This is a genomic window from Paenibacillus baekrokdamisoli, from assembly GCF_003945345.1.
Classification (GTDB): domain Bacteria; phylum Bacillota; class Bacilli; order Paenibacillales; family Paenibacillaceae; genus Paenibacillus_Z; species Paenibacillus_Z baekrokdamisoli.
On the sequence record NZ_AP019308.1, the window covers coordinates 5,062,832 to 5,083,776 of the forward strand.

20 protein-coding genes, 1 other RNA gene and 1 other annotated feature are annotated in these 20,945 nt (G+C 46.7%); of the genes, 1 reads left to right on the forward strand and 20 read right to left on the reverse strand.

The genetic code is table 11. The annotated features are described in order from the left end of the window. Positions 1-126: 126 nt before the first annotated feature. From recR to EKN16_RS33185, 15 genes are all read right to left on the reverse strand, one after another. Entirely contained in the window at positions 127-726 is a 600-nt protein-coding gene (gene recR, locus EKN16_RS22270) for a recombination mediator RecR (protein WP_125662366.1), read from the reverse strand. Positions 727-821: 95 nt separating this feature from the next. Further along, positions 822-1,133 carry a YbaB/EbfC family nucleoid-associated protein gene (locus EKN16_RS22275; protein WP_125662370.1) on the reverse strand — a complete coding sequence of 104 codons (312 nt, stop codon included), beginning with the start codon at positions 1,131-1,133 and terminating at the stop codon, positions 822-824. A 30-nt stretch (positions 1,134-1,163) separates the two neighbouring features. Beyond that, entirely contained in the window at positions 1,164-2,981 is a 1,818-nt protein-coding gene (gene dnaX / locus EKN16_RS22280) for a DNA polymerase III subunit gamma/tau (RefSeq protein WP_125666535.1), read from the reverse strand. A gap of 186 nt (positions 2,982-3,167) precedes the next feature. Next, complete coding sequence (locus EKN16_RS22285) at positions 3,168-4,625, reverse strand: ATP-binding protein (protein WP_232015933.1); 1,458 nt, start codon at positions 4,623-4,625, stop codon at positions 3,168-3,170. Between the two features lie 142 nt (positions 4,626-4,767). After that, positions 4,768-5,032: signal recognition particle sRNA large type (ffs, locus tag EKN16_RS22290), an RNA gene on the reverse strand. Between the two features lie 48 nt (positions 5,033-5,080). After that, complete coding sequence (locus tag EKN16_RS22295) at positions 5,081-5,488, reverse strand: hypothetical protein (protein WP_125662373.1); 408 nt, start codon at positions 5,486-5,488, stop codon at positions 5,081-5,083. 82 nt (positions 5,489-5,570) lie between these two features. Then, positions 5,571-5,768, reverse strand: coding sequence for a 50S ribosomal protein L31 (gene rpmE, locus EKN16_RS22300; protein WP_125662376.1), 198 nt, complete (start codon positions 5,766-5,768; stop codon positions 5,571-5,573). 104 nt (positions 5,769-5,872) lie between these two features. Further along, the gene (locus EKN16_RS22305; RefSeq protein WP_125662380.1) at positions 5,873-7,123 is read right to left on the reverse strand and encodes a radical SAM family protein; all 1,251 of its coding nucleotides are present in this window, start codon (positions 7,121-7,123) and stop codon (positions 5,873-5,875) included. Positions 7,124-7,376: 253 nt separating this feature from the next. Continuing rightward, complete coding sequence (gene rho / locus EKN16_RS22310) at positions 7,377-8,825, reverse strand: transcription termination factor Rho (RefSeq protein WP_125662383.1); 1,449 nt, start codon at positions 8,823-8,825, stop codon at positions 7,377-7,379. 112 nt (positions 8,826-8,937) lie between these two features. Then, entirely contained in the window at positions 8,938-10,191 is a 1,254-nt protein-coding gene (locus tag EKN16_RS22315) for a UDP-N-acetylglucosamine 1-carboxyvinyltransferase (protein ID WP_125666538.1), read from the reverse strand. A gap of 197 nt (positions 10,192-10,388) precedes the next feature. Next, positions 10,389-11,243 carry a class II fructose-1,6-bisphosphate aldolase gene (gene fba / locus EKN16_RS22320; protein ID WP_125662386.1) on the reverse strand — a complete coding sequence of 285 codons (855 nt, stop codon included), beginning with the start codon at positions 11,241-11,243 and terminating at the stop codon, positions 10,389-10,391. Between the two features lie 345 nt (positions 11,244-11,588). Beyond that, a complete protein-coding gene (locus EKN16_RS22325; RefSeq protein ID WP_125662388.1) occupies positions 11,589-11,987 on the reverse strand; it encodes a response regulator in 399 nt (132 codons plus the stop codon). Between the two features lie 156 nt (positions 11,988-12,143). Next, complete coding sequence (locus tag EKN16_RS22330; RefSeq protein ID WP_125662391.1) at positions 12,144-13,754, reverse strand: CTP synthase; 1,611 nt, start codon at positions 13,752-13,754, stop codon at positions 12,144-12,146. Between the two features lie 306 nt (positions 13,755-14,060). Then, entirely contained in the window at positions 14,061-14,633 is a 573-nt protein-coding gene (gene rpoE, locus EKN16_RS22335) for a DNA-directed RNA polymerase subunit delta (protein ID WP_125662394.1), read from the reverse strand. A gap of 292 nt (positions 14,634-14,925) precedes the next feature. Further along, positions 14,926-15,108, reverse strand: a complete 183-nt coding sequence (locus tag EKN16_RS33185; protein WP_221226857.1) for a hypothetical protein — start codon at positions 15,106-15,108, stop codon at positions 14,926-14,928. On the opposite strand from EKN16_RS33185, the gene EKN16_RS22340 reads away from it, so the two are divergent. Continuing rightward, complete coding sequence (locus EKN16_RS22340) at positions 15,031-16,125, forward strand: S8 family peptidase (protein ID WP_125666540.1); 1,095 nt, start codon at positions 15,031-15,033, stop codon at positions 16,123-16,125. The genes EKN16_RS33185 and EKN16_RS22340 overlap by 78 nt on opposite strands. A 75-nt stretch (positions 16,126-16,200) precedes the next feature. Here EKN16_RS22340 and argS read toward each other — a convergent pair whose 3' ends face one another. The 5 genes from argS to speB all read right to left on the reverse strand — a co-directional run bounded on the left by argS (position 16,201) and on the right by speB (position 20,923). Continuing rightward, positions 16,201-17,880, reverse strand: coding sequence for an arginine--tRNA ligase (gene argS, locus EKN16_RS22345; RefSeq protein WP_125662396.1), 1,680 nt, complete (start codon positions 17,878-17,880; stop codon positions 16,201-16,203). A 2-nt stretch (positions 17,881-17,882) separates the two neighbouring features. After that, positions 17,883-18,353 carry a YwiB family protein gene (locus EKN16_RS22350; protein WP_125662399.1) on the reverse strand — a complete coding sequence of 157 codons (471 nt, stop codon included), beginning with the start codon at positions 18,351-18,353 and terminating at the stop codon, positions 17,883-17,885. A gap of 290 nt (positions 18,354-18,643) precedes the next feature. Further along, positions 18,644-18,905: a binding site (T-box leader), on the reverse strand. A 71-nt stretch (positions 18,906-18,976) separates the two neighbouring features. Beyond that, positions 18,977-19,483 (reverse strand): DNA-deoxyinosine glycosylase, encoded by a 507-nt coding sequence (locus tag EKN16_RS22355; RefSeq protein ID WP_221226851.1) that lies wholly within the window; start codon positions 19,481-19,483, stop codon positions 18,977-18,979. A gap of 96 nt (positions 19,484-19,579) precedes the next feature. Beyond that, positions 19,580-19,831: a DUF7667 family protein gene (locus EKN16_RS22360; RefSeq protein WP_179955559.1), complete on the reverse strand. Its 252-nt coding sequence runs from the start codon at positions 19,829-19,831 to the stop codon at positions 19,580-19,582. 222 nt (positions 19,832-20,053) lie between these two features. Continuing rightward, on the reverse strand, positions 20,054-20,923 hold the full coding sequence (speB, locus tag EKN16_RS22365) for an agmatinase (protein WP_125662404.1): 870 nt from the start codon (positions 20,921-20,923) through the stop codon (positions 20,054-20,056). Positions 20,924-20,945: the final 22 nt, after the last annotated feature.

The following is a 20,945-nucleotide window of genomic DNA, read 5'->3' on the forward strand; positions in this document are numbered from 1 at the left end:
TTTGCACGTACGCACCAAGAACATGTAGTACAAATTTATGAAAAACTCCGAGAAATAGAACGAATATATGAAGGAAAGACAGAAAAAGCCCTGCGGGTTAAAACCCACAGGGCTGATCAAATCTTATTAACTAAGCTCTCTTCTGCCTTCCAATGCTTTGGATAGAGTCACTTCATCAGCATACTCCAGGTCGCCACCAACCGGCAGTCCATGCGCTATACGCGTCACTTTAATACCGAAAGGCCTGACGAGTCTAGACAAGTACATCGCGGTTGCTTCGCCCTCAATATTCGGGTTCGTTGCCAGAATCATCTCCTGGATACGTTCATCACTAAGTCTTCTGAGAAGTTCAGCAATGCGAATTTCATCTGGCCCGATACCTTCCATTGGCGAGATCGCACCTTGAAGTACATGATATTGACCTTGGAACTCTTTTGTCCGTTCCATTGCTACTAAGTCTCGCGATTCCTGCACAACGCAGATAACGGAATTGTCCCTTGACTTATCCTGACAGATCCGGCAAGGATCAATGTCTGTGATGTTACAGCAAACGGAACAAAAGTGAAGGTTGCGTTTCACACTGACGAGCGCTTTAGCAAAATCGATAACGTCGTCCTCTTTCATCTTCAGCACGTGAAACGCAAGCCTCGCTGCCGTTTTGGGACCGATGCCCGGCAAGCGACTAAAGGCATCTATTAGTTTGGCTATCGGTTCAGGGTAATACAAGGCGCAACTCCTCTACATCAAACCATCAAGATGATATATGGCAATTCAATTACCATAATCGTTATAGTTAGGCTATACTCTTCCGTTCCCAGTCTCTAGAATAAGCCTGGAATTTTCATACCATTCGTATATTTGCCCATATCTTTATTAGCAACCTCATCCGCCTTGTTAATGGCATCATTAACAGCAGTTAGGATCAAATCCTGCAGCATTTCAATATCCTCCGGATCAACGGCTTCCGGCTTAATGACAATGCTTTGCACGTTCTTATGACCGTTAACAACAACAGTAACAACTCCGCCGCCAGCAGATCCCTCGATTGTTTTGGTACCCAGTTCTTCTTGTGCTTTAAGCATTTGCTCCTGCATTTTCTTTACTTGCTTCATCATTTGGTTCATGTTATTCATTGGTAAGTCACTCCTTGAATTTAGTTGGTTTTAGTTATCTTCTACAATGACGAGATCTTCCCCAAACAGCTTCACCGCTTCTTCAACCCATTCCGGCTGCGGCGGCGGGCCGCCTTGTCCGTCGGGAGTCAATGTTAACAGCTCGGCCGCAGGAGGCGGTCCAGCCTCTGCTGCTGTCTGCCATTCTTTAAGCATGACCGTAGCTATGTGCACCGGTCTAGCAAATACCTCCTGTAAAACAGCTTCGATGACTTCTCGATTTACCGGTTTCTCCGTTGTCTCACGATGAATGGCATTTTTGAAAGCCACTAGAATGGTGTTATCAGCCGCAGCTACGAGATCTCCGTTAACAAACCAAGCGTGCGTAGAAATGTTATGGCTCTTCACCCTTTGCAAGATGTCAGCCCATTTCATACGTATCTGCCCTGTTGCCGGACTCTCTCTGGCAGCCAAGAATGGATCAAGCTTCACAGTGGAACGAACGACTCCACTATTGCTCGCTCGAGTCCCACCTCCAGAGCCAAAGCCCGCAGCTCGTCCTCCACCTTTAGATCCGCTTGTTGTATCTGCTGCACTGGAACCCGCATCACCTTCTGCCCGAAGTCCATTACGCATCAACTGTTCGATTTTCTTCTCTAGTGAATCAATTCGCTGCTGCATTCGCTGCAAATCCCCTGAAGAAGCTTTGCTCGATGATGCCTCTTCAGTAAAATTCTGAGGTTGGGCAGCTGTCGCTAGCTCGGCAGTAGAATGGATACCGTCTTCGGGCAATGAGCATATTTTCATTAGAGCAATTTCTAAGATAGTCTGCGGTAACGAAACATGGCGGATCTCCAGCTGATATTGATTTAAAATATCAATCATTCGAAACAGCCGTTCTGAACTGAACGCTTCCGCAATGGAACGATATTTCTCATGATCGACAATACGTTCTGTCGAAGCCCGGCTTTGCGGCGCTAGCTTCAACACAAGCAAGTCTCGGAAATAGTATACTAAGTTCTCCAGACATTTGTCTGCACTCTTGCCTGCTTGCATGAGTCCTTCCACAAGTGGCAGAATCGCACCTGTATCACGCTCCCGGACAGCCTCCGCTAACTCTTCGAACTGTTCTGCAGCTAGACCACCTGTTACTTCTATAGCTTCATTCAGCGTTATGCGCTCACCACTATAAGCCGATACCTGCTCAAGCAAGCTTATTGCATCACGCATACCGCCATCTGACAGTCTGGCGATGTAAGCCAGAGCATCATCCTGTGCTTCAATGCCTTCTTCTGTACAGATCTTACGCAGTCGCTCCGTCTGTTCCGTTAAAGACACTTGCCTGAAATCAAAGCGCTGACAGCGCGAGATGATCGTTGCTGGTAGTTTATGCGGCTCTGTTGTCGCTAATATGAATATGACGTGACCAGGTGGTTCTTCGAGCGTTTTGAGTAAGGCATTAAACGCTTCTGTTGTCAGCATATGAACTTCATCAATAATATACACTTTATTACGCACTTCAGAAGGTGCATAGCGGACTTTGTCTCTTATATCACGTATTTCATCGATACCTCGATTAGAAGCGGCATCGATTTCGACAACATCCATGATTGTACCTGCCGTAATTCCACGGCAAGCCTGACATTCATTACATGGCTCAATGGCTGGACCGCGCTCGCAGTTAATCGCTTTTGCTAAAATCTTCGCTGCTGTCGTTTTCCCAGTTCCCCGAGGACCGTTGAATAAGTACGCATGGGATACACGCTGCTCACGTATGGCATTTTGCAGCGTCTGAACAATATGTTGTTGGCCGACCATATCCTGGAACGTCTGCGGACGCCAGGCTCTATATAATGCAATATGGGACACGAGGACCGTTCCTTTCGGCTCGTCTGACATCTATGGGGCTGACCCTGTTCTCTTATTATACACGATGACGTTCCCAAGAAGAAACTCGTTTATCCCCCTTTTAAAGGTTCAATACGTTTCTTTTCTCCGTATACGCCATCTAATTATAAACCATAATTAATCCTGAGTGGTATACAAGATGTCCTGTCAACAAGGAAGGATCGCGGTAAAGCATGCACCATTCTCCGTGGTAGTCGCACGAATTAGCCCTCCAAAATCATGCATAATCCGCTGGCAGACAGATAAGCCTAGGCCTGTTCCGTTCGTCTTGGTCGTTACAAACGGATCGAAGATCTTGTCCAGCATAGCATTGGGGATACCTGGTCCGGTATCCTCCATATCAATAAAGAGTTTCCGCCCTTCGCTTTCCTCGCTTATATGGCTTTTTACCGTCAATGTCCCTCCCTTGCTCATCGCTTCGATTCCGTTCTTGCAAATATTGAGGAATACTTGCTTCAGCAGCTCCCGATCAGCCATAACCAGTGGCAGCTTCGTCTCCATACCCCAGTTAACAGTAATCCCATTCAGAAGCGCTTCACTAGCTATCATAGGCATGATCTCACGCAGCACAGCATCCATATCGATCCACTCATTCTTCGTCTCCCGAGGCTTGCTCAGCATGAGGAATTCACCTACAAGATTATTAATTCGATCTAACTCAGTTAGCATGATTTCCGTATACTCAGTTTCTTTATTCATTCCGCGATCGATCGTCGTTTTGCGGAAAATTTGTAAAAATCCCCTGATAGCCGTGAGCGGGTTACGAATCTCATGAGCTGCACCAGCAGCCACTTGTCCAATCATCGAGAGTCTATCACTTCGCTGGACTTGTTTTTCCAAAGAACGAAGGTTGGTAACATCTTTGAAAATAATGTAGGCACCTTCCGTTTCGCCCGACGGACTATGCAGCAAGCCGATATCCATAAGCAGTTCTGTTTGCCCCTCCTGCAGAGCCCAGGTTAACGGATAATTACGTACGGGCTTCCCATTCGCTAATGATTCGCAAATGATCCTATATTCATTCGGAGCATTAATAAAGAACTTAACTATTGGCCCATTCATGATCATTGCCTTAGAAACGCCGAGCAACTGACAAGCAAGCGGGTTAATATCAATGACGTTCGTTTTATCGGAGTCAAGGAGAATAACGCCCATATAGTCATCATGGAATATCGTTTCACCAAACCGCTGAACGAGATTGGCGCCGCCTCGCGCCAGCTCTTCACTACGAATAAGTAATAAATAAACCTTACCGGCCCCTGTCTGAAGAGGAATGGGCATAACCGATACAGGCAGCCGATCTCCATCTGCTTTGTTAAGTAGAATGGCAAAAGACTCCTGTAAGCGTTGATCCAGCGTTCCCCTTGTATGGGCTGTCTCTAAACTAACTCCATTAAATAATGGACTATTCGTTAGTACTCGTAAGGGTTGCTGAAGAATTTCATAGATGACATAACCAGTTCCCTTCAGAAACAATTCGTTACATTGAATCATGATTGATCTCTCATCTATGGCAAGAATCATGGTGCCCGGAAGGTGTTCGGAATAAGCGTTAATTTGTTGAAGACTTAGCTGTACAGCTGATGCTGGTGGTATTTCGTACATAGCGATCTCCTCTTCATTAAAACCGTTCCTACTTCTTTCGCGCCAAAAATATAATAATCCTGCCAGAAATGAAAAAAACATCCAATTAGACTCTTCTCGGAGTCGTAATGGATGTTCATCTGTTGTTTATTAAGTTATAGTACCGTGCACCTATCTCCGATATATGCCACACAAGCGGAAACTTTAATTCCAGCTCAGGTCAGGCACTCCTCCGGCACATGAGCGTACCTGCTTATGGCTGCTTCCTTCCGGACCTGACCCGTTCACAAGCGCCCATTGCGGAGGACCCGTCCGTCAACACTGTTCATAAAGACCAGCCTCGCATGAACATAACCTCGAATAGGAATTCAACCTCGCTACAGCGGATTGCGAGTTACAGGGCACCGCTACCTCCCCGTCTAGCACGGCAGAAATAAGTATAGCTTTTTCTGCTGCAAAGTGCAACTGGATATATTTCACCGAATTGAATTCACATGAACCGTATATCTTGGCATGTTGTATCGAAGCGTTGAAATAGCCTTGGATCGAACTTTCGCTTCATCATAGCCCGGCTTCGGTTTAATGGTTACGTATAGATTGGGCCCTTGAAACATCATCGTAGCCTTAGCAATACCATCAACCTTTTTAAGCTGCTGCTGCGCGAACTTACCATCGGAATCATAATTCAAAAATTGTCCGTTACGGTTAGGCAGATGAGGGTTGCTGTTAGACAAACCCAAATATCCATCATTTCCGTATGAATTGGTATTGTAATTGTTCGTACTGTCTTTATTACCGCCACAGGCAGAAAGTGAGATTGCAGCAAGCACAGATAGTGCAGTCAAAAGGAGCTTCCTTCGCAATCGCTGTTGATTTATGTCCATAAAAAAACCTCCCTTAACCATTAGGATGGCTGTGGGAGGTTCTTGTATTCTGCCAATTTGTAGCAGAAAGGGTTTATTAAACTTAGATACCGTATTTCTTTTTGAATTTGTCGACGCGGCCGCCAGCATCTAGGAACTTTTGCTTACCCGTGTAGAATGGGTGGCATTGGGAGCAAACCTCTACGCGAAGGTTCTGTTTAATGGAACCAGACTCGAAAGTGTTGCCACAAGCGCAAGTAACCGTAGTGATGTGGTATGTCGGATGAATACCTTGTTTCATTGCGTTCACCTCTTTTTCTGCCCTGAATCAACATGTGGACTCAGAGTTAAATACATGCTATTTGAGTATATCATGTGTTGCCTAGCCGTTGCAATGTATTATTGTTATCTCACGGGCGTAGGCGGAACATGCGTGTAGGAACCAATAACAACATCTGGTACCTCGTCCGCAAAAATCTCCAGCATTTGCTTCATACCATATATCTCACCCTGTGCCTTTGGAATTAATGCCAAATAGCTCTCGGGATCAATGTTCAGATTGCGCATTTGAATAAAGCGCAGTCCTGTTCTTTTGACAAAACCGAGCATGGCTTCAATTTCTTCCTCACGATCTGAAACACCCGGGAAAATAAGATAATTAATAGAAGTGTATACACCTTTATCTGCTGCATACCGCATTGATTTCTCTACGTTAGCAAGCGTATAGCCACGCGGCTTGTAATAGGCATTATAATGGTCATCCAAAGCACTAATCGTACTTACCCGCATTAAGCTAAGGCCTGCATCAACAATACCGCGAATGTGATCCGTTAAGCCAGCATTCGTATTAATATTAATATGGCCGAGTGATGTCCTGCTGCGCACTTCACGCATCGCATCAATAATAATTTTGGCTTGTGTGGAGGGCTCGCCCTCACAACCTTGGCCGAAGCTAATGATCGAATCGGGCGCATTAAGATGCTCAAGCATGATCTCTACAAGCTCAGTCACAGTTGGTTTGAAATCCATTCGTGTCTGCGGTGCAGGAAACCCGCTGTCATCAGGCTGCTCAGAGATACATCCAAAGCAACCAGCATTACAGGAGAAGGAAACAGGGACTGCACCCTCCCAACGCTGTAGAAAGGTATTCGATGCGGTTAAGCACTCATACCCAAGCGCACAGTTAGAAAGATGTTTATATAACCGGTTCTCCGGATATTTGTTCAATAAGCGATCAACTTGAAGGTTCAGTTCCTTCGGGTCACAATTAAGCGGATTCCATCTCTCCGGATCATCGCTTTTGTGAGCCGCTACATAGAAACCATCCTCTTTCCAAACGACTGCAGAGTAACCGAATAACGGCAGCTTCTGTGTCTTATCCGTCTTGACATAACTTGGAATACAAAGACGGGTAAACCCTTGTGGCAATAAAGCGCCAACTGCCTGTACATCACCAGGTAGAGGCCGCATTTCGCCTGAGGCTGCATGTATACCAATCGGCCGAGTAAAAGGCAAACCCACCAACGTCGCCCCTTCAGGCAGTGGAATAAGCTCATCCTCCATCAGCTCGACGATCATATCGCCGCTTCGTCCAAGAGCAAGCCAATCCGGATGATCAAATAAGTTGCCTTGTTCATCTGCGTATACTAGATTCATAATGCTCCTCCTACAAGTTTTGCGTGAGCAAAACTACTTCGTAAGCATAAACTCAAGTTTTGCGTGAGCAAAACTACTTCGTAAGCATAAACTCAAGTTTTGCGTGAGCAAAACTACTTCGTAAGCATAAGCTTAAGTTTCGCGTGAGCAAAACCACCTCGTAAGCATAGCTCAAGTTTATGAGCAAAACCACTTCACAAGCATGACCTAAATTATGCGCACTACGCTCACTCTAAACGCCGCCTATGCTTACTTATGTTTTTACTGTTCCGTTCGGAACGGATGCTGTTGACCGAGTCGGGCGTCTACCTGCACTCGAACTTCCTGTACTTTGACTTCCATTACTTGTGGCATTCGTGCTTTGTGAGGATCTGCTTGCACTCGTGCTTTGTGAGGATCTGCTCGCACTCGTGCTTTGTGAGGATCTGCTTGCGCTTGTAGGCGCCTTCGGTGGTGGCGGCAAATCAAGCACAGCAAGGAATTCCTCGTTTGTTTTGGTGTCCCCAATTTTCTTCAAGAATCCATCCACAAACTCCATGGAATCGTTCATATTTTTACGAATCGCCCAAACTTTATCAAGCTCTTCCTTTGACAAAAGCATTTCTTCGCGTCGCGTACCGGATCTGCGAATATCGAGTGCCGGGAAGATACGACGTTCTGCCAGCTTACGATCAAGGTGAAGCTCCATATTGCCTGTACCTTTAAACTCTTCATAAATGATATCATCCATACGTGATCCTGTTTCAATTAATGCAGTGGCCAGTATCGTTAAGCTGCCACCCTCCTCAACATTACGCGCAGAACCAAAAAAACGTTTAGGGCGATGGAATGCTGCCGGATCAATACCACCACTGAGTGTCCGTCCTGATGCAGGCACAACCAGGTTATAAGCACGAGCAAGACGCGTTATGCTATCTAGCAAAATAACGACATCTTTCTTATGCTCCACAAGCCTTAGAGCGCGCTCAAGAACAAGCTCAGCTACTTTGATATGGTTCTCTGGCAGTTCATCAAACGTAGAAGCAACAACCTCACCTTTAACCGAACGAGACATGTCGGTTACTTCCTCTGGCCGCTCATCGATAAGAAGCACAAACAATTCAATCTCCGGATGATTCGTCGAAATACTATTCGCAATTTCCTTTAACAATAAGGTTTTACCTGCTTTGGGTGGTGCAACGATAAGACCCCGTTGACCAAGTCCGACAGGTGCTAATAGATCCATAATGCGTGTTGAGATTTTCGATGATTCCGTTTCTAGCTTAAGCTTCTTTTCGGGATAGAGAGGAGTAAGGGCAGGAAAGTGTAGACGTTCAGCAGCAGTTTCGGGGCTTTCTCCATTGACGGCGTTAACCTGTAACAAACCAAAATATCGTTCGTTTTCTTTGGGTGTGCGGCATTTTCCTGAAACAAGATCACCAGATCTTAGATCGAATTTGCGTATTTGTGAAGCTGAGATATAAATGTCTTCCTTACTTGGCAAATAATTAATCGGTCTGAGAAAGCCAAAGCCTTCAGGTAAAATCTCAAGTACACCTTGCATAAACATGAGGCCGCTCTGTTCGGCTTGCGCACGCAGAATGGCAAATATCAATTCTCTCTTCTTCAGCTGTCCATAATAGGGAATCTGATGTTGTTTGGCCAGCTTATAAAGCTCTGTGAGCTTCATCACTTCAAGATCCGTGATCTGAAGTTCGGACATATTATCACCACTTTTTTATCAATGTTCATTCGACCAACTTGTTCCATCATTGCCTGAATTGGCCCGATCTATTCTCGGGCCAATTCATTACTCTTTAAATTAACTAGATTTATTATTCCTGCTCCCGCCATACATCGGCGCCAAGCATCCTTAAATTGTCTACCAAGTTGTCATAGCCCCGATCTATGTACTCAACTCCGGTAATTTCTGTAACACCATCTGGTATGGTAAGTGCAGCCACAACAAGCGCAGCACCAGCACGCAAATCTGCTGCACGTACTTTGGCCGCAGTGAGCGGTCCGCCTTCGACGATAGCTGAACGACCTTCCACGCGAATGCTAGCACCCATACGAGTAAGCTCTGGCACATGCTTAAACCGGCTACTATATACATAATCGCTCAAAATACTAACCCCTTGCGCTTGAGTCAGCAGGCTGGTCATCGGGGATTGCAGATCCGTGGCAAAACCGGGGTAAACTAGTGCTTTTACATCAATAGCTTCATAGTGAGGTTGACCTACTATACGAATAGATTCATCCATTTCGTAGACGTGAACACCCATCTCTTGAAGCTTTGCAGTCATCGCTTCCATATGCTTTGGTATTACATTATCAATTAAAATATCACCGCGTGTTGCTGCTGCAGCAATCATGTATGTTCCTGCTTGTATACGGTCGGGAATAATGGAATGTCGGCATCCGTGAAGACTGTCGACTCCTTCAATACGAATCGTCTCCGTCCCGGCTCCTTTAATTTTCGCGCCCATTGCGTTAAGAAGAGTGGCTACATCTATAATTTCAGGCTCTTTTGCCGCGTTTTCGATAATTGTGGAGCCCTTTGCCCGAGAGGCAGCAAGCATGATATTAATGGTTGCACCGACACTGACGACATCAAGATAAATCTTGGCACCACGTAATTCTTTGGCCACGATTCGCACAGATCCATGGTCATTCGTTACTTGTGCACCAAGCGCTTCAAAACCTTTAATATGCTGATCAATCGGCCTTGGCTCAAAATTACAGCCACCAGGCAAGCCAATTGTTGCCTCGCCAAAACGACCCAGCATAGCACCCATCAAGTAGTAAGAGGCACGCAATAATTTCACTTTTCCATTTGGCATCGGGATCGACTTCATGGCAGATGGATCAATAACGATTGTATCGCCATTCCAAGTCACCGTTCCGCCAAGCTCTTGCAGAATATCACTATATACGGCGACATCACTCAAATGCGGCAAGTTATCTAACGTAACTGTCGACTCCGCCAAAATGGCTGCAGGCAGAAGAGCAACAGCGCTATTCTTTGCCCCGCTTATTTGCACGGTGCCGCGCAGTGGAATTCCACCGCGAATCATCAATTTTTCCATCAAAGTTTTATCCTCCCATTCGGAAGGGAACAAAGGAAAAACCGCTAGCAAGCCTGAAGGAAGATTCCTCACTTGGTAGTAACCAGGTGACGGCTCCATGCCACAAAGCAAGCGCTACATCTCCCGAGCATGCTCGGGTAAGGCAGCGCCGGCTTTGGTCAGAGCTTTACATGGCGGTTTATTACTTGTTCCGATTATTACGCTTGATTGCTGCTACCGAACAAACGGATTTTCTCTTGAACGACTGCTTGCATCGCTGCACGAGCAGGTACAAGATATTTACGTGGATCATATATGCTTGAGCTACCAGCAAGTACTTCACGAATTGTGTTCGTGCAAGCTACTTGGTTCTCTGTGTTCACGTTTATTTTACCTACGCCAGCTTCGATCGATAGACGAATCGCTTCGTCTGGAACGCCAGAACCGCCATGCAATACAACGGGTACTGGAATAGCTGATGCTACTTTTTGAATGATATCATAGTGGATTTTTGGTTCGCCTTTGTACATACCATGAGCAGTACCAACTGCGATTGCCAAGCAATCTACGCCTGTTTCTTCGTAGAAGCGAATAGCCTCTTCAGGCTTAGCCATCGATGCATTCTCTTCGTCTACACTGATGTCATCCTCAACGCCGCCAATTGTTCCAAGCTCACCCTCAACGGAAACGCCCATTGCATGTGCTGCTTTAACAACTTCTTTCGTAATAGCGATGTTCTCTTCTAGGCTGTAGTGCGATCCGTCAAACATAACGGAAGAGAAGCCTGCACGGATACATTTCATTGCAACTTCAAAGCTGCTGCCGTGATCAAGGTGAAGTGCGATTGGCAAACCGGATTTTTTCGCTGCTGCTTGAGCAATAGCTACTGTAAACTCGATTCCCATGTACTTCAGTGCGCCTTCAGAAACGCCAAAGATAAAAGGTGATTTCTCTGCGATTGCGGCCTCAACGATCGCTTGCGCGAACTCAAGGTTGTTCATATTGAACTGTCCGACCGCGAATTTGTTCGCTTTTGCTTTAGGCAAAAATTCGTTCATCGATACGAGTGGCATGGTTCTCTATTCCTCCTAAATTTTTACGAAGAAGTTAGTCTACCTTCGTAATCTCTACTTGTTTCCCGCGCAATGCCCGGACTAAACCTTCCACGAAGGAAGCCCCGTAATGCTTACGCCGAAAATTAATAACTCACGCTTCTGCTCTGTCATACTGTGCTATTATACCACATTCAAAAGTTGTTTGGTACAGGTCTTTAAAACCGCGTGATTGCGGGAAATAAACCCTTTTTCTCACAAGTAGAAACGGCTGTCGCTGTCCTCTGTAAGAGAAGCAAATTCTATAAAAATATCTGAAAAAGATAGGCGAATGTTGTACTTTCTGACAAAAAAACAGGGCCCTTGTTAGGACCCTGTTGCATACCAGTTATTCGACTCTCCGCCACGCAATTGTAGGTTTACAGCCATTCTCATCTCATCGATGTCGAAAGGTTTCGTAAAGTGCATCAATGCCCCATGATCGGTTGCTTCCTTAATCATGTCTAGCTCACCATAAGCAGTCATCATAATAACCTTAATCTCTTTATTAATCGCTTTGACATGCTTCAGAATTTCAAGCCCATCCATACCGGGGATTTTCATATCCAGTAGAACAAGGTCAGGCTCGTCCTGTCTTACAATCTCAAGCGCCAATTTACCGTTGGACGCTTGAAAAGTCTCATATCCCTCACTACTGAACACTTCCATTAGCAAGACACGAATACCGTTCTGATCATCAACGATTAACACTTTATTCTTATCCAACTTGAAGCCCTCCTAGGATACACGAGTCTCCGGAACAATTATCGGTCTAAATACCCATATACAAACAACTGGGTATCCTTCCCATATCCGTATACCTATTCGAGCCTCGTTATTCATTATCCTGCTTCTTGCTGGAAAAAAGTTAAAAATTTTCCTTTATATCTTGCTTTCTGCATTTTTTAGCGCCGCTCTTATGAAACCGCCGAATAGCTTTTGCGGCCTATTGGGACGCGAGGTGAATTCCGGATGGAATTGCACAGCCAAAAACCAAGGATGCTCTGGATATTCTACCATTTCAACGAGACGACCATCCGGTGATGTTCCGCTAATACGCAAGCCAGCAGCCTCGATCACTTCACGGTATTCATTATTGAACTCGTACCGGTGACGATGACGTTCGTAGATAAGCTCATCATCATACTCACGCTCAGCAAGCGAGCCAGGAACTAGCTTGCAAGGGTATAGACCTAGACGCATCGTTCCGCCCATATCCTCGATATCCTTCTGATCCGGCAGCAAATCAATGACCGGGAAAGGCGTAGATGGGTTAATCTCCGAGCTGTTCGCATCTTGAAGTCCAACAACGTTGCGAGCATATTCAATAACAGCAACCTGCATACCCAGACATATGCCGAAGAAAGGAATTCGTTTCTCACGCGCGTAACGGATTGCAGTGACCTTACCTTCGATACCACGATCGCCAAAGCCGCCTGGAACCAGAATGCCATCAATACCTTGCAGCCTGTCAGCTACATTCTCATCCGTCAGCTCTTCTGCACTGACCCAGCGCAGATTCACTTCTGCATCCGCATCAAACCCTGCATGACTTAGCGATTCTACGATACTAAGGTAAGCATCATGCAAAGCGACATATTTACCAACAATCGCAATTTCCGTTGTCCGGCTAAGCTGCTTCACACGTCTAACTAGATCTTCCCACTCCGTCATATCTGGTGGAGTTGTTGTCAGCTTCAGATGATTGACGACAATGTCGTCAAGTCCTTGCTCACGTAAATTAAGGGGCACTTCATAGAGAGTCGGCGCATCGCGGCATTCAACCACTGCATTAGCATCGATATCACAGAAGAGTGCAATCTTACGCTTCAAATCATCGGCAAGCGGGTATTCCGTACGGCAAACGATCACGTTTGGCTGGATTCCGATGCTTCTTAGTTCCTTCACACTATGTTGCGTCGGTTTTGTTTTCACTTCACCTGCTGCTTTAATATAAGGGATCAAGGTAACATGAATGTACATGACATTTTCCCGACCAATGTCACTCTTGATTTGACGAATCGCTTCGAGGAACGGCAAGCTCTCGATATCGCCAACTGTACCGCCGATTTCAGTAATAACGACATCCGCACCCGTTTCTTTTCCTGCACGGAAAACACGGTCTTTGATTTCATTCGTGATATGCGGAATAACCTGTACGGTACCGCCAAGATATTCACCACGACGCTCTTTGGTAATAACGGTAGAGTAAATTTTTCCTGTCGTAACATTACTATTCTTTGAAAGATTGATATCGATGAAGCGCTCATAATGGCCTAGATCGAGATCTGTTTCCGCGCCATCATCGGTTACGAAAACTTCACCATGCTGGTAAGGACTCATTGTTCCTGGGTCGACGTTAATATAAGGATCGAACTTCTGGATCGTTACTTTCAGTCCACGGTTCTTAAGCAACCGACCAAGGGAAGCAGCCGTTATCCCTTTACCAAGTGATGAAACAACACCGCCTGTTACAAAAATGTACTTAGTCACTGATAATACCCTCCACGCTAGTAGGTTAAAGTATAGGGTTGCCCAATTTAGAGAAAGCGGTTCATACGCTTATACTTTCCCAAAGTTAAAAAAAATGGCTTGTAAAAAAGAAAAAAGTGACACCCGTATACACGGGGCACTTTCGTTGATTGGCTATTTCCATACATGTCCGAACTTAAAGCCCATGCAATAGTTTACTCCGCAGGACTACCCCCTGTCAAGTGAACAAGACAGGAGGTTTATAGTCTGATTAATGGATTGGAATGCTGCTTGATTATCCGCGAGGACGTTCAAACAGACCATTCATTATTTAGTGTCTTCATCTTCATCATCGTCATCAAAATCATCGGAGGAATCTTCGTCGTCGCCATCAACCTCAGCTTCGCCTTCAATCGCTTCTCCCTCAAGTTCATCGTCGTCAATTAACACTTCCTCGTCAACCTCTGCTTCTTCCTCCGCTTCATCGAAGAGCTCTTGATCCTCATCGTATGTATCGAAGTCATCTTCATCGGCTGCGTAGGTTTCTTCTTCCTCGTCCGGATACGATTCCTCATCATCATCTTCATCATTGATGATACGCGTACGCTTGGCATTACCCACCGGATCCTCGTTCTTCTCAACTGGATACCAGCGCTTCAGTCCCCACATGTTACTGCCAACACAAGCGAACCGTCCGTCGATATTAATTTCTGTATATACTTGCGCAATCACTTGGTTGATTCCATCTTGGGACAAGCCCCGGATTTTTGCAATTTCAGCCATTAAGTCACGATAGTAGAACGGTGTATTGACCGCTTTCAGCAATTCAAACGCCAGATCAACCATCGGCATTTCCTTAATGCGCTCAGGGTCGATTTTTAAAGTAATCTCGCTGCTCATTACGGGACACTTCCTCTCATGCGAATCTGCTTAACCATCAAGCAATCCATTATCAACCTATAGTAAAACCTATTTCCATTAAAAAAGCAAGCTTGCTCTTTACGCAAAAAGAAACGGTGAACAAAAAGAAAAAGCGAAGAGAGATCCCCTCGCTTTGACTGTATCCTTCCGGATAAGGCTTTGCGGGCCGTTCCGGGGTTAGGAGTCGTTAACCGACTCTTAGTGTATAGTATGTCTTCGCACGGCGAATGACACGGTTTTGCGCCTAATTATGTGAAAAAAGGCCACTTGCTTATACAGCTAGATACGCTCGTTCATATAATACCTCAGCATGAACTGCTTGGAGGGGACGCCAAATTTGGACAGAACCGCAATTCTCCGATGTCTGCATAGCGCTATGTCGAGCCCAGAAACGAACAAGAAGCGCCAGATCGTCCGCTTCCAGCAGCGTAGCGATTACGAGCGATTTCTTCATGAATGGTCGAAAATGAACACGCCCCCCGCCTCCTCGCAGGCCGTCAGACATATGCCTTTAATTGAGGCTTTTTCGCTCCCAATGCTTAAAAAACCGTTATCGAACTTCCTACCAGGCAGTATTTGGTCAGAAGAGGATTCCCTCTTACATGTGCACGGTATGGTATTCAAATCAACTGCTCGTGAAAAAGGCATCCCTTGGGGTGTACAAGAAATTAAAGCACCTCAAGCATGGAGCTTAACGACCGGCCATCGCATTAAAGTCGGTGTCATTGATACGGGTGTCGATTTCAGTCACCCCGATTTGAGGTACTCCCTTGCTCGAGGGATTAATTTATTGAATCGCGCAGCTCTTCCACACGACGACAATGGTCACGGCACCCATATCGCGGGCACGATTGCTGCCGCTAATCAGCTGCGTGGAATGATCGGTGTTGCACCGCGGTCGATCATTTATCCAGTAAAAGCATTCGATAATAACGGGAGCGCCTTCGTATCTGATATCGTACTCGGTATCGAATGGTGCGTTCGTAATCGAGTGGACGTCATTAATATGAGCTTTGGTATGAAAACGCGCAGCAAATCGCTGCTAAATGCCGTCAACAATGCCTATAACGCTGGAATCATTATCATTGCCTCATCCGGAAATGACGGCAAGCGCAAATCAATCGATTATCCAGCTCGCTATCCGCAGACCATTGCTGTCGGTGCGACGAATCGCCTGCGCCGAGTTGCACCCTTTAGCAACCGCGGGCATTATATTGATATTTATGCGCCGGGTGATAAGATTTTATCTTCTTGGCTGCGCGGCAAGTACAATGAAATGAGCGGCACTTCCATGGCGACCTCCCATGTCAGCGGTGCTATTGCTTTGCTGCTGGCACATAGGCCGGGATTGTCACCCGGTGAAATCAAGTCCATTCTGAAGCGGTCGATGCTGCCGCTTCGAGGCACAAAAACTCCCCGAGTAACCGGGGAGCTGGATGTATTGCGTATGCTGCAGGCCGTGGACCGATAAGTTCACGGTCTACTGTTTGGCTAGAGTTGCAGACAAGCCACTATGCTTGAAGCTTGAACAACTTCCTATGATCGATTACATACGATCTGGCGCGGAGACGCCGACGAGCCGCAGTACATTGGCTATGGCCACGCGCACAGCACCTAGCAGTGCAAAGCGAGCTTGCGTCTGAGCAGCATCGTCAGTAATAACGCGATCTGCCTTGTAGTAGCTATGGAAGAGGGAAGCCAGCTCATATACGTAGCGAATTAAGCGATGCGGTGCATATTGCTCAGCAGCTTCTGCGATTTCCTGCGGCAGCTCCCCCATTTTCCGAAGGAGATCATATTCATGCTCGGTAGTTAGCTTGTTCAGATCAACAGATGTCAGAGGTACAAGCTTAATGCCCTGCTCCTCCGCTTGACGGAAAATGCTGCAAATCCGCGCATGCGCATATTGCACATAGAACACCGGATTCTCGTTCGATGTCGAAATCGCAAGATCCATATCGAAATCCAAATGTGAATCCATGCTCCGCATCGTGAAGAAATAGCGAATGGCGTCGAGTCCGACCTCTTCCATTAAGTCTTCCATCGTAACGGCTTTCCCTGTACGCTTGGACATTTTCATCTTCTCGCCATTCTGGAATAGGGAGACCATCTGCGCAATGAGCACGACGAGCTTCTTCGGATCATTACCAAGCGCCTCCATCGCCGCTTTAACACGGGGGATATAGCCATGGTGATCTGCGCCCCAAATGTTAATCATCCGGTCAAAGCCTCGGCCGTATTTGTCACGGTGATAGGCAATGTCAGGTGTCAAATAGGTGTAAGAACCGTCATTCTTCACGAGCACGCGGTTTTTGTCATCACCGAATGTTGTCGTGGATAACCAAGTTGCGCCCTCTTCTTCATACACATGACCGCTTGCGCGGAGTGCTTCGAGCCCCTGCTCCACTTGACCGCTCTCATAAAGTGCCGTCTCACTGTACCACACGTCAAATTCAACCCGGAACGCCTGAAGATCACGCTTGATCTTGTTCAGCTCCCGCTCCAAGCCGTACTCACGGAAATAGTTAAAACGCTCATCATCACTAAGCGACAGCAAGCGATCTCCCTCAGACTCAACAAGCGCTTTAGCAAAACCAACAATATCTACACCGTGGTACCCATCTTCTGGCATAGACACATCTTGACCAAGCTCTTGCTTGTAGCGCGCCTCGATGGAACGAGCCAAATTGGCGACCTGGTTACCTGCATCATTAATATAATATTCTCTTGTAACGTCATAGCCTGCAAAATCAAGCACATTACATAGGACATCACCCACAGCTGCTCCCCGAGCATGCCCCAAATGCAGGCTTCCCGTCGGATTGGCACTTACAAACTCCACCTGCACACGCTGATTATTCCCAACCTCGCTGCGGCCATAATCCGCTCCTTGCGTAATCACTTCTTCAATAACGGGATAAAGGTAGCTTCGATCTATACGGAAATTGATAAAACCCGGTCCGGCGATTTCAGCCGATTGAATGGATGCTTGCTCCGTATTCAAATGAGCAATAATAGCTTCAGCGATTTGGCGCGGATTCTTCTTCGCCAGCTTCGTCAGCTGCATCGCTGCATTCGTTGCTAGGTCTCCGTGTGCCTTCTCCTTGGGCACTTCCAATATAAAGACAGGAAGCTCCTCGCGGGCAGCAAGTCCCGCAGCAACAACTGCATCAGCAATTGCCTCTGTTACTTTCTGATTCAACTGTTCAATGACATTGGTTTTCATCCTTAGTCCTCCTGAAATGTAGTTGCATCCTCCGCGCGAAGACGGAGTATAAAATCATCGGTTTGCTGTTCTTCCACCCACAGCGTGTAGTGCCACTCCAGCAGCATAGGCAGCGAAGGCTTAGGCTGCTCCTCATTAGCGTCGTCTTCTGGCTGACCCCCGAACTGAACCCACAGCAGCTTCGTCTCAGTCTCCAGTCGAAACCGTGCATGTGGGGATTCATATTGACCCGATCGGCGCTCCCCTGGAGCAAACGTCTGCTCAGACACGACATCCCCGCGCCTTGTGATACTTAGCTCTCCAGCTCTCCAGCGGACAATCGTTCGAACCTTACTGCCTCCCTCATCCGTTTCTTCATAACGGACATAGATGGAACGATCCTTGCGAAACCATTCTCCGCTAAACACATTAGATTGCTTCTCTCCGTCGATCTCGCTCTCCAGCGTTACCCGAACCTTTATTCTGTCATCCATAGGGTAGTCTCCCGTCGGTAAGTCTTATGTCCCCACTATATACAGGAAAACCGCCAATATCAACGTTTACATTAACGTAATAGAGGGCTAGGCGACTTCTAATCTAGCCCTGAGGACTCTAACCATCATTCGCTTACACAGCTGCTTCGAGCGCTTGCAGAGCCCCCAGACAAGAAGAAACGGCTAACGCCTTCCTTGGCGGTGAAGCAAGTTTCTTCCCTCTGAAATATAAGCAAAGTATGGAGAAAACATATATTTTCTTATATTTGGACAAAAAAACCCCGTCTCAATAAAGAGACGGAGGTATATGTCCGCGGTACCACTCTTCTAGCATAATGATGAGTAGATGTGCGCCCTAAGCGGAGCAGCATTACGTCCATCGAGATGCCTCTTGAACACGGTAACGGAGTGACCGGACTGGCCTACGGCGGCTAACCGCTTTCGGGCAATCAACTCGTGGGCCCGCTTCCCTTACATCGCTGCACCGGCTTACACCATCCCGGCTCGCTATAGCATCGATCTGTAAGATACTGTCCCGTTCATCGTTTGTAGCGTTATTGTCCCTATTATAGGCAACCTGCGAAAAAATGCAAGCGAAATCGGCGAGTATATAAGAGCTTAAGTTACGAATTGAGGAAGGGCAGTAATATACGCCATGCTTCAATCCGGTCAGCTGTCGTACGCATCCGGTTATTGGGAATTGGGCTTGAGGAAGGCAGCTTCAGCAGCTGCAGGTCATTCCAAATCGGCTTTCCGCCAAAATGCTTCTTAAATGTGTCATACGCTTTATTGCCATTGAACGCAAGACATTCGATTGCGGGATAAAGAGCATGTAAACCTGCCAAATCATTGGGCTCAGCATTGCGTATATTAGCATCCAGACTGCCCTCTCTCTCACAAGAACCAATAACATCCCACAGAGCGACCCCTCGATCCTGAGCAAAAGCAATCCGTTTCTCGTATTCCGCATCAGGCGTCCGGCCAAGCAGTCCATACAGAATAGGCCAAAAATGATTACGAGGATGTCCATAATATTGATGCTTCTCCAAAGATGCCGTCCCCGGCATGCTTCCGAGCACAAGCACACGCGCATTAGCACGAATAATAGGAGGGAAAGAATGAACAAGCAAGTTAGGCACCTCCTACAAGTTTTATGAAGCTGAGCTTCCATCACCTTCACAACGACAACGACAACGACATGATAACGAGAACCTCCTCAGAAGGGCTTAAGTCTGTGGAGAAGCAGGCGGTCTGCCGTCGAACTTTTCGATTTTACGGCAAATATCATGCTGCCATTCGATATCACTTGTCATGGAAGCAACCAGTGAAAGATTATATAAATTCGCCAATTGGCGGCAGTACTGCGCGTTAACCTGTAAACAGTGCTCAAAATCCATCTCTTCATCGGCAGTCAAACGATGCCGGCTCTTCTTCGTCCAAAGCTCTGCGAGCCGCTCGTGAATTGGTAAAATCGCCATTGTTTTCTACCCCCTTCATTGTCATTATGACCAAAAAGAGTATAAACCAACGCAATTTCCCCCCAAAATTAGAAACAGAGCGCCTTTGATTCTCTCACGTTCTTCCTCACGTTCTTCCTCTGCATAAAAATCATCGCCTCTGGCATTCGCAATCAAAAAACGGACCATGCACGGTTATTGCCCGCATGGCCCGGTTGTTACACGAGAGAGATCTTTGATCTTTTACTTAATGAAGCCGAGCAGCATCTCACGAATGACTTTTGCCGCAACGATTTGCGTTTGTTCTGTCGGATCATAAGCCGGTGCTACCTCAACAAGGTCACAACCAACGATATTAACGCCAGAGCGCGCGATCGCATGTACAGCATCGATCAATTCCTTCGACGTGATGCCGCCTGCTTCCGCCGTACCTGTACCTGGAGCAGCAGAAGGATCTAGCACATCAATATCGATTGTCAGGTAGACAGGGCGTCCTTCGAGCTCTGGAAGCACCTTTTTCAAAGGCTCCAGTACTTCGAACGGATGGAAATTGATGTTCTCCTTCGCATACTCCCACTCTTCGCGTGAGCCGGAACGAATTCCGAATTGATACACATTCTTACCGCCAATCAGTCCTGCTGCCTTACGCAGCGGAGTTGAATGGGACAAAGGCTCGCCTTCGTACTGCTCACGAAGGTCAGCATGTGCATCAAAATGAATGATAGCCATATCCGGATATTTCTTATAAACCTCTTGGAAAATCGGCCAAGATACGAGATGCTCGCCGCCGAGTCCAACTGGCATTTTGCCATCATCTAGAATGCCGCGCACGAATTCACCGATAATATCAAGCGAACGCGCTGCATTCCCGAATGGCAGCAGTAGGTCGCCTGCATCAAAGTATTCGATATCTTCCAAGCTGCGGTCGAGATAAGGGCTGTACTCTTCGAGCCCGATGGATACCTCACGGATACGCGGCGGGCCAAAGCGCGAGCCCGGACGGAATGATACGGTAAAGTCCATCGGCATACCGTAGATAACAGCTTTGGATGATGAATAATCCTCAGAGCTGAGAATAAACACGTTACCGGAATATTTTTGATCAATTTTCATGGTTGAGCTTAGCCTCCTGTAA

Excerpts from the sequence above, each read along its gene's own strand:
- EKN16_RS22275 (WP_125662370.1), bottom strand. The coding sequence starts at position 1,133 with ATGAATAACATGAACCAAATGATGAAGCAAGTAAAGAAAATGCAGGAG.
- rpoE (WP_125662394.1), bottom strand. The coding sequence starts at position 14,633 with ATGAGCAGCGAGATTACTTTAAAAATCGACCCTGAGCGCATTAAGGAA.
- rpmE (WP_125662376.1), bottom strand. The coding sequence starts at position 5,768 with ATGAAACAAGGTATTCATCCGACATACCACATCACTACGGTTACTTGC.
- EKN16_RS22295 (WP_125662373.1), bottom strand. The coding sequence starts at position 5,488 with ATGGACATAAATCAACAGCGATTGCGAAGGAAGCTCCTTTTGACTGCA.
- EKN16_RS22305 (WP_125662380.1), bottom strand. The coding sequence starts at position 7,123 with ATGAATCTAGTATACGCAGATGAACAAGGCAACTTATTTGATCATCCG.
- EKN16_RS22315 (WP_125666538.1), bottom strand. The coding sequence starts at position 10,191 with ATGGAAAAATTGATGATTCGCGGTGGAATTCCACTGCGCGGCACCGTG.
- EKN16_RS22350 (WP_125662399.1), bottom strand. The coding sequence starts at position 18,353 with ATGGATGACAGAATAAAGGTTCGGGTAACGCTGGAGAGCGAGATCGAC.
- fba (WP_125662386.1), bottom strand. The coding sequence starts at position 11,243 with ATGCCACTCGTATCGATGAACGAATTTTTGCCTAAAGCAAAAGCGAAC.
- EKN16_RS22340 (WP_125666540.1), top strand. The coding sequence starts at position 15,031 with ATGTCGAGCCCAGAAACGAACAAGAAGCGCCAGATCGTCCGCTTCCAG.
- EKN16_RS22285 (WP_232015933.1), bottom strand. The coding sequence starts at position 4,625 with ATGTACGAAATACCACCAGCATCAGCTGTACAGCTAAGTCTTCAACAA.
- speB (WP_125662404.1), bottom strand. The coding sequence starts at position 20,923 with ATGAAAATTGATCAAAAATATTCCGGTAACGTGTTTATTCTCAGCTCT.
- argS (WP_125662396.1), bottom strand. The coding sequence starts at position 17,880 with ATGAAAACCAATGTCATTGAACAGTTGAATCAGAAAGTAACAGAGGCA.
- EKN16_RS33185 (WP_221226857.1), bottom strand. The coding sequence starts at position 15,108 with ATGAAGAAATCGCTCGTAATCGCTACGCTGCTGGAAGCGGACGATCTG.
- EKN16_RS22360 (WP_179955559.1), bottom strand. The coding sequence starts at position 19,831 with ATGGCGATTTTACCAATTCACGAGCGGCTCGCAGAGCTTTGGACGAAG.
- rho (WP_125662383.1), bottom strand. The coding sequence starts at position 8,825 with ATGTCCGAACTTCAGATCACGGATCTTGAAGTGATGAAGCTCACAGAG.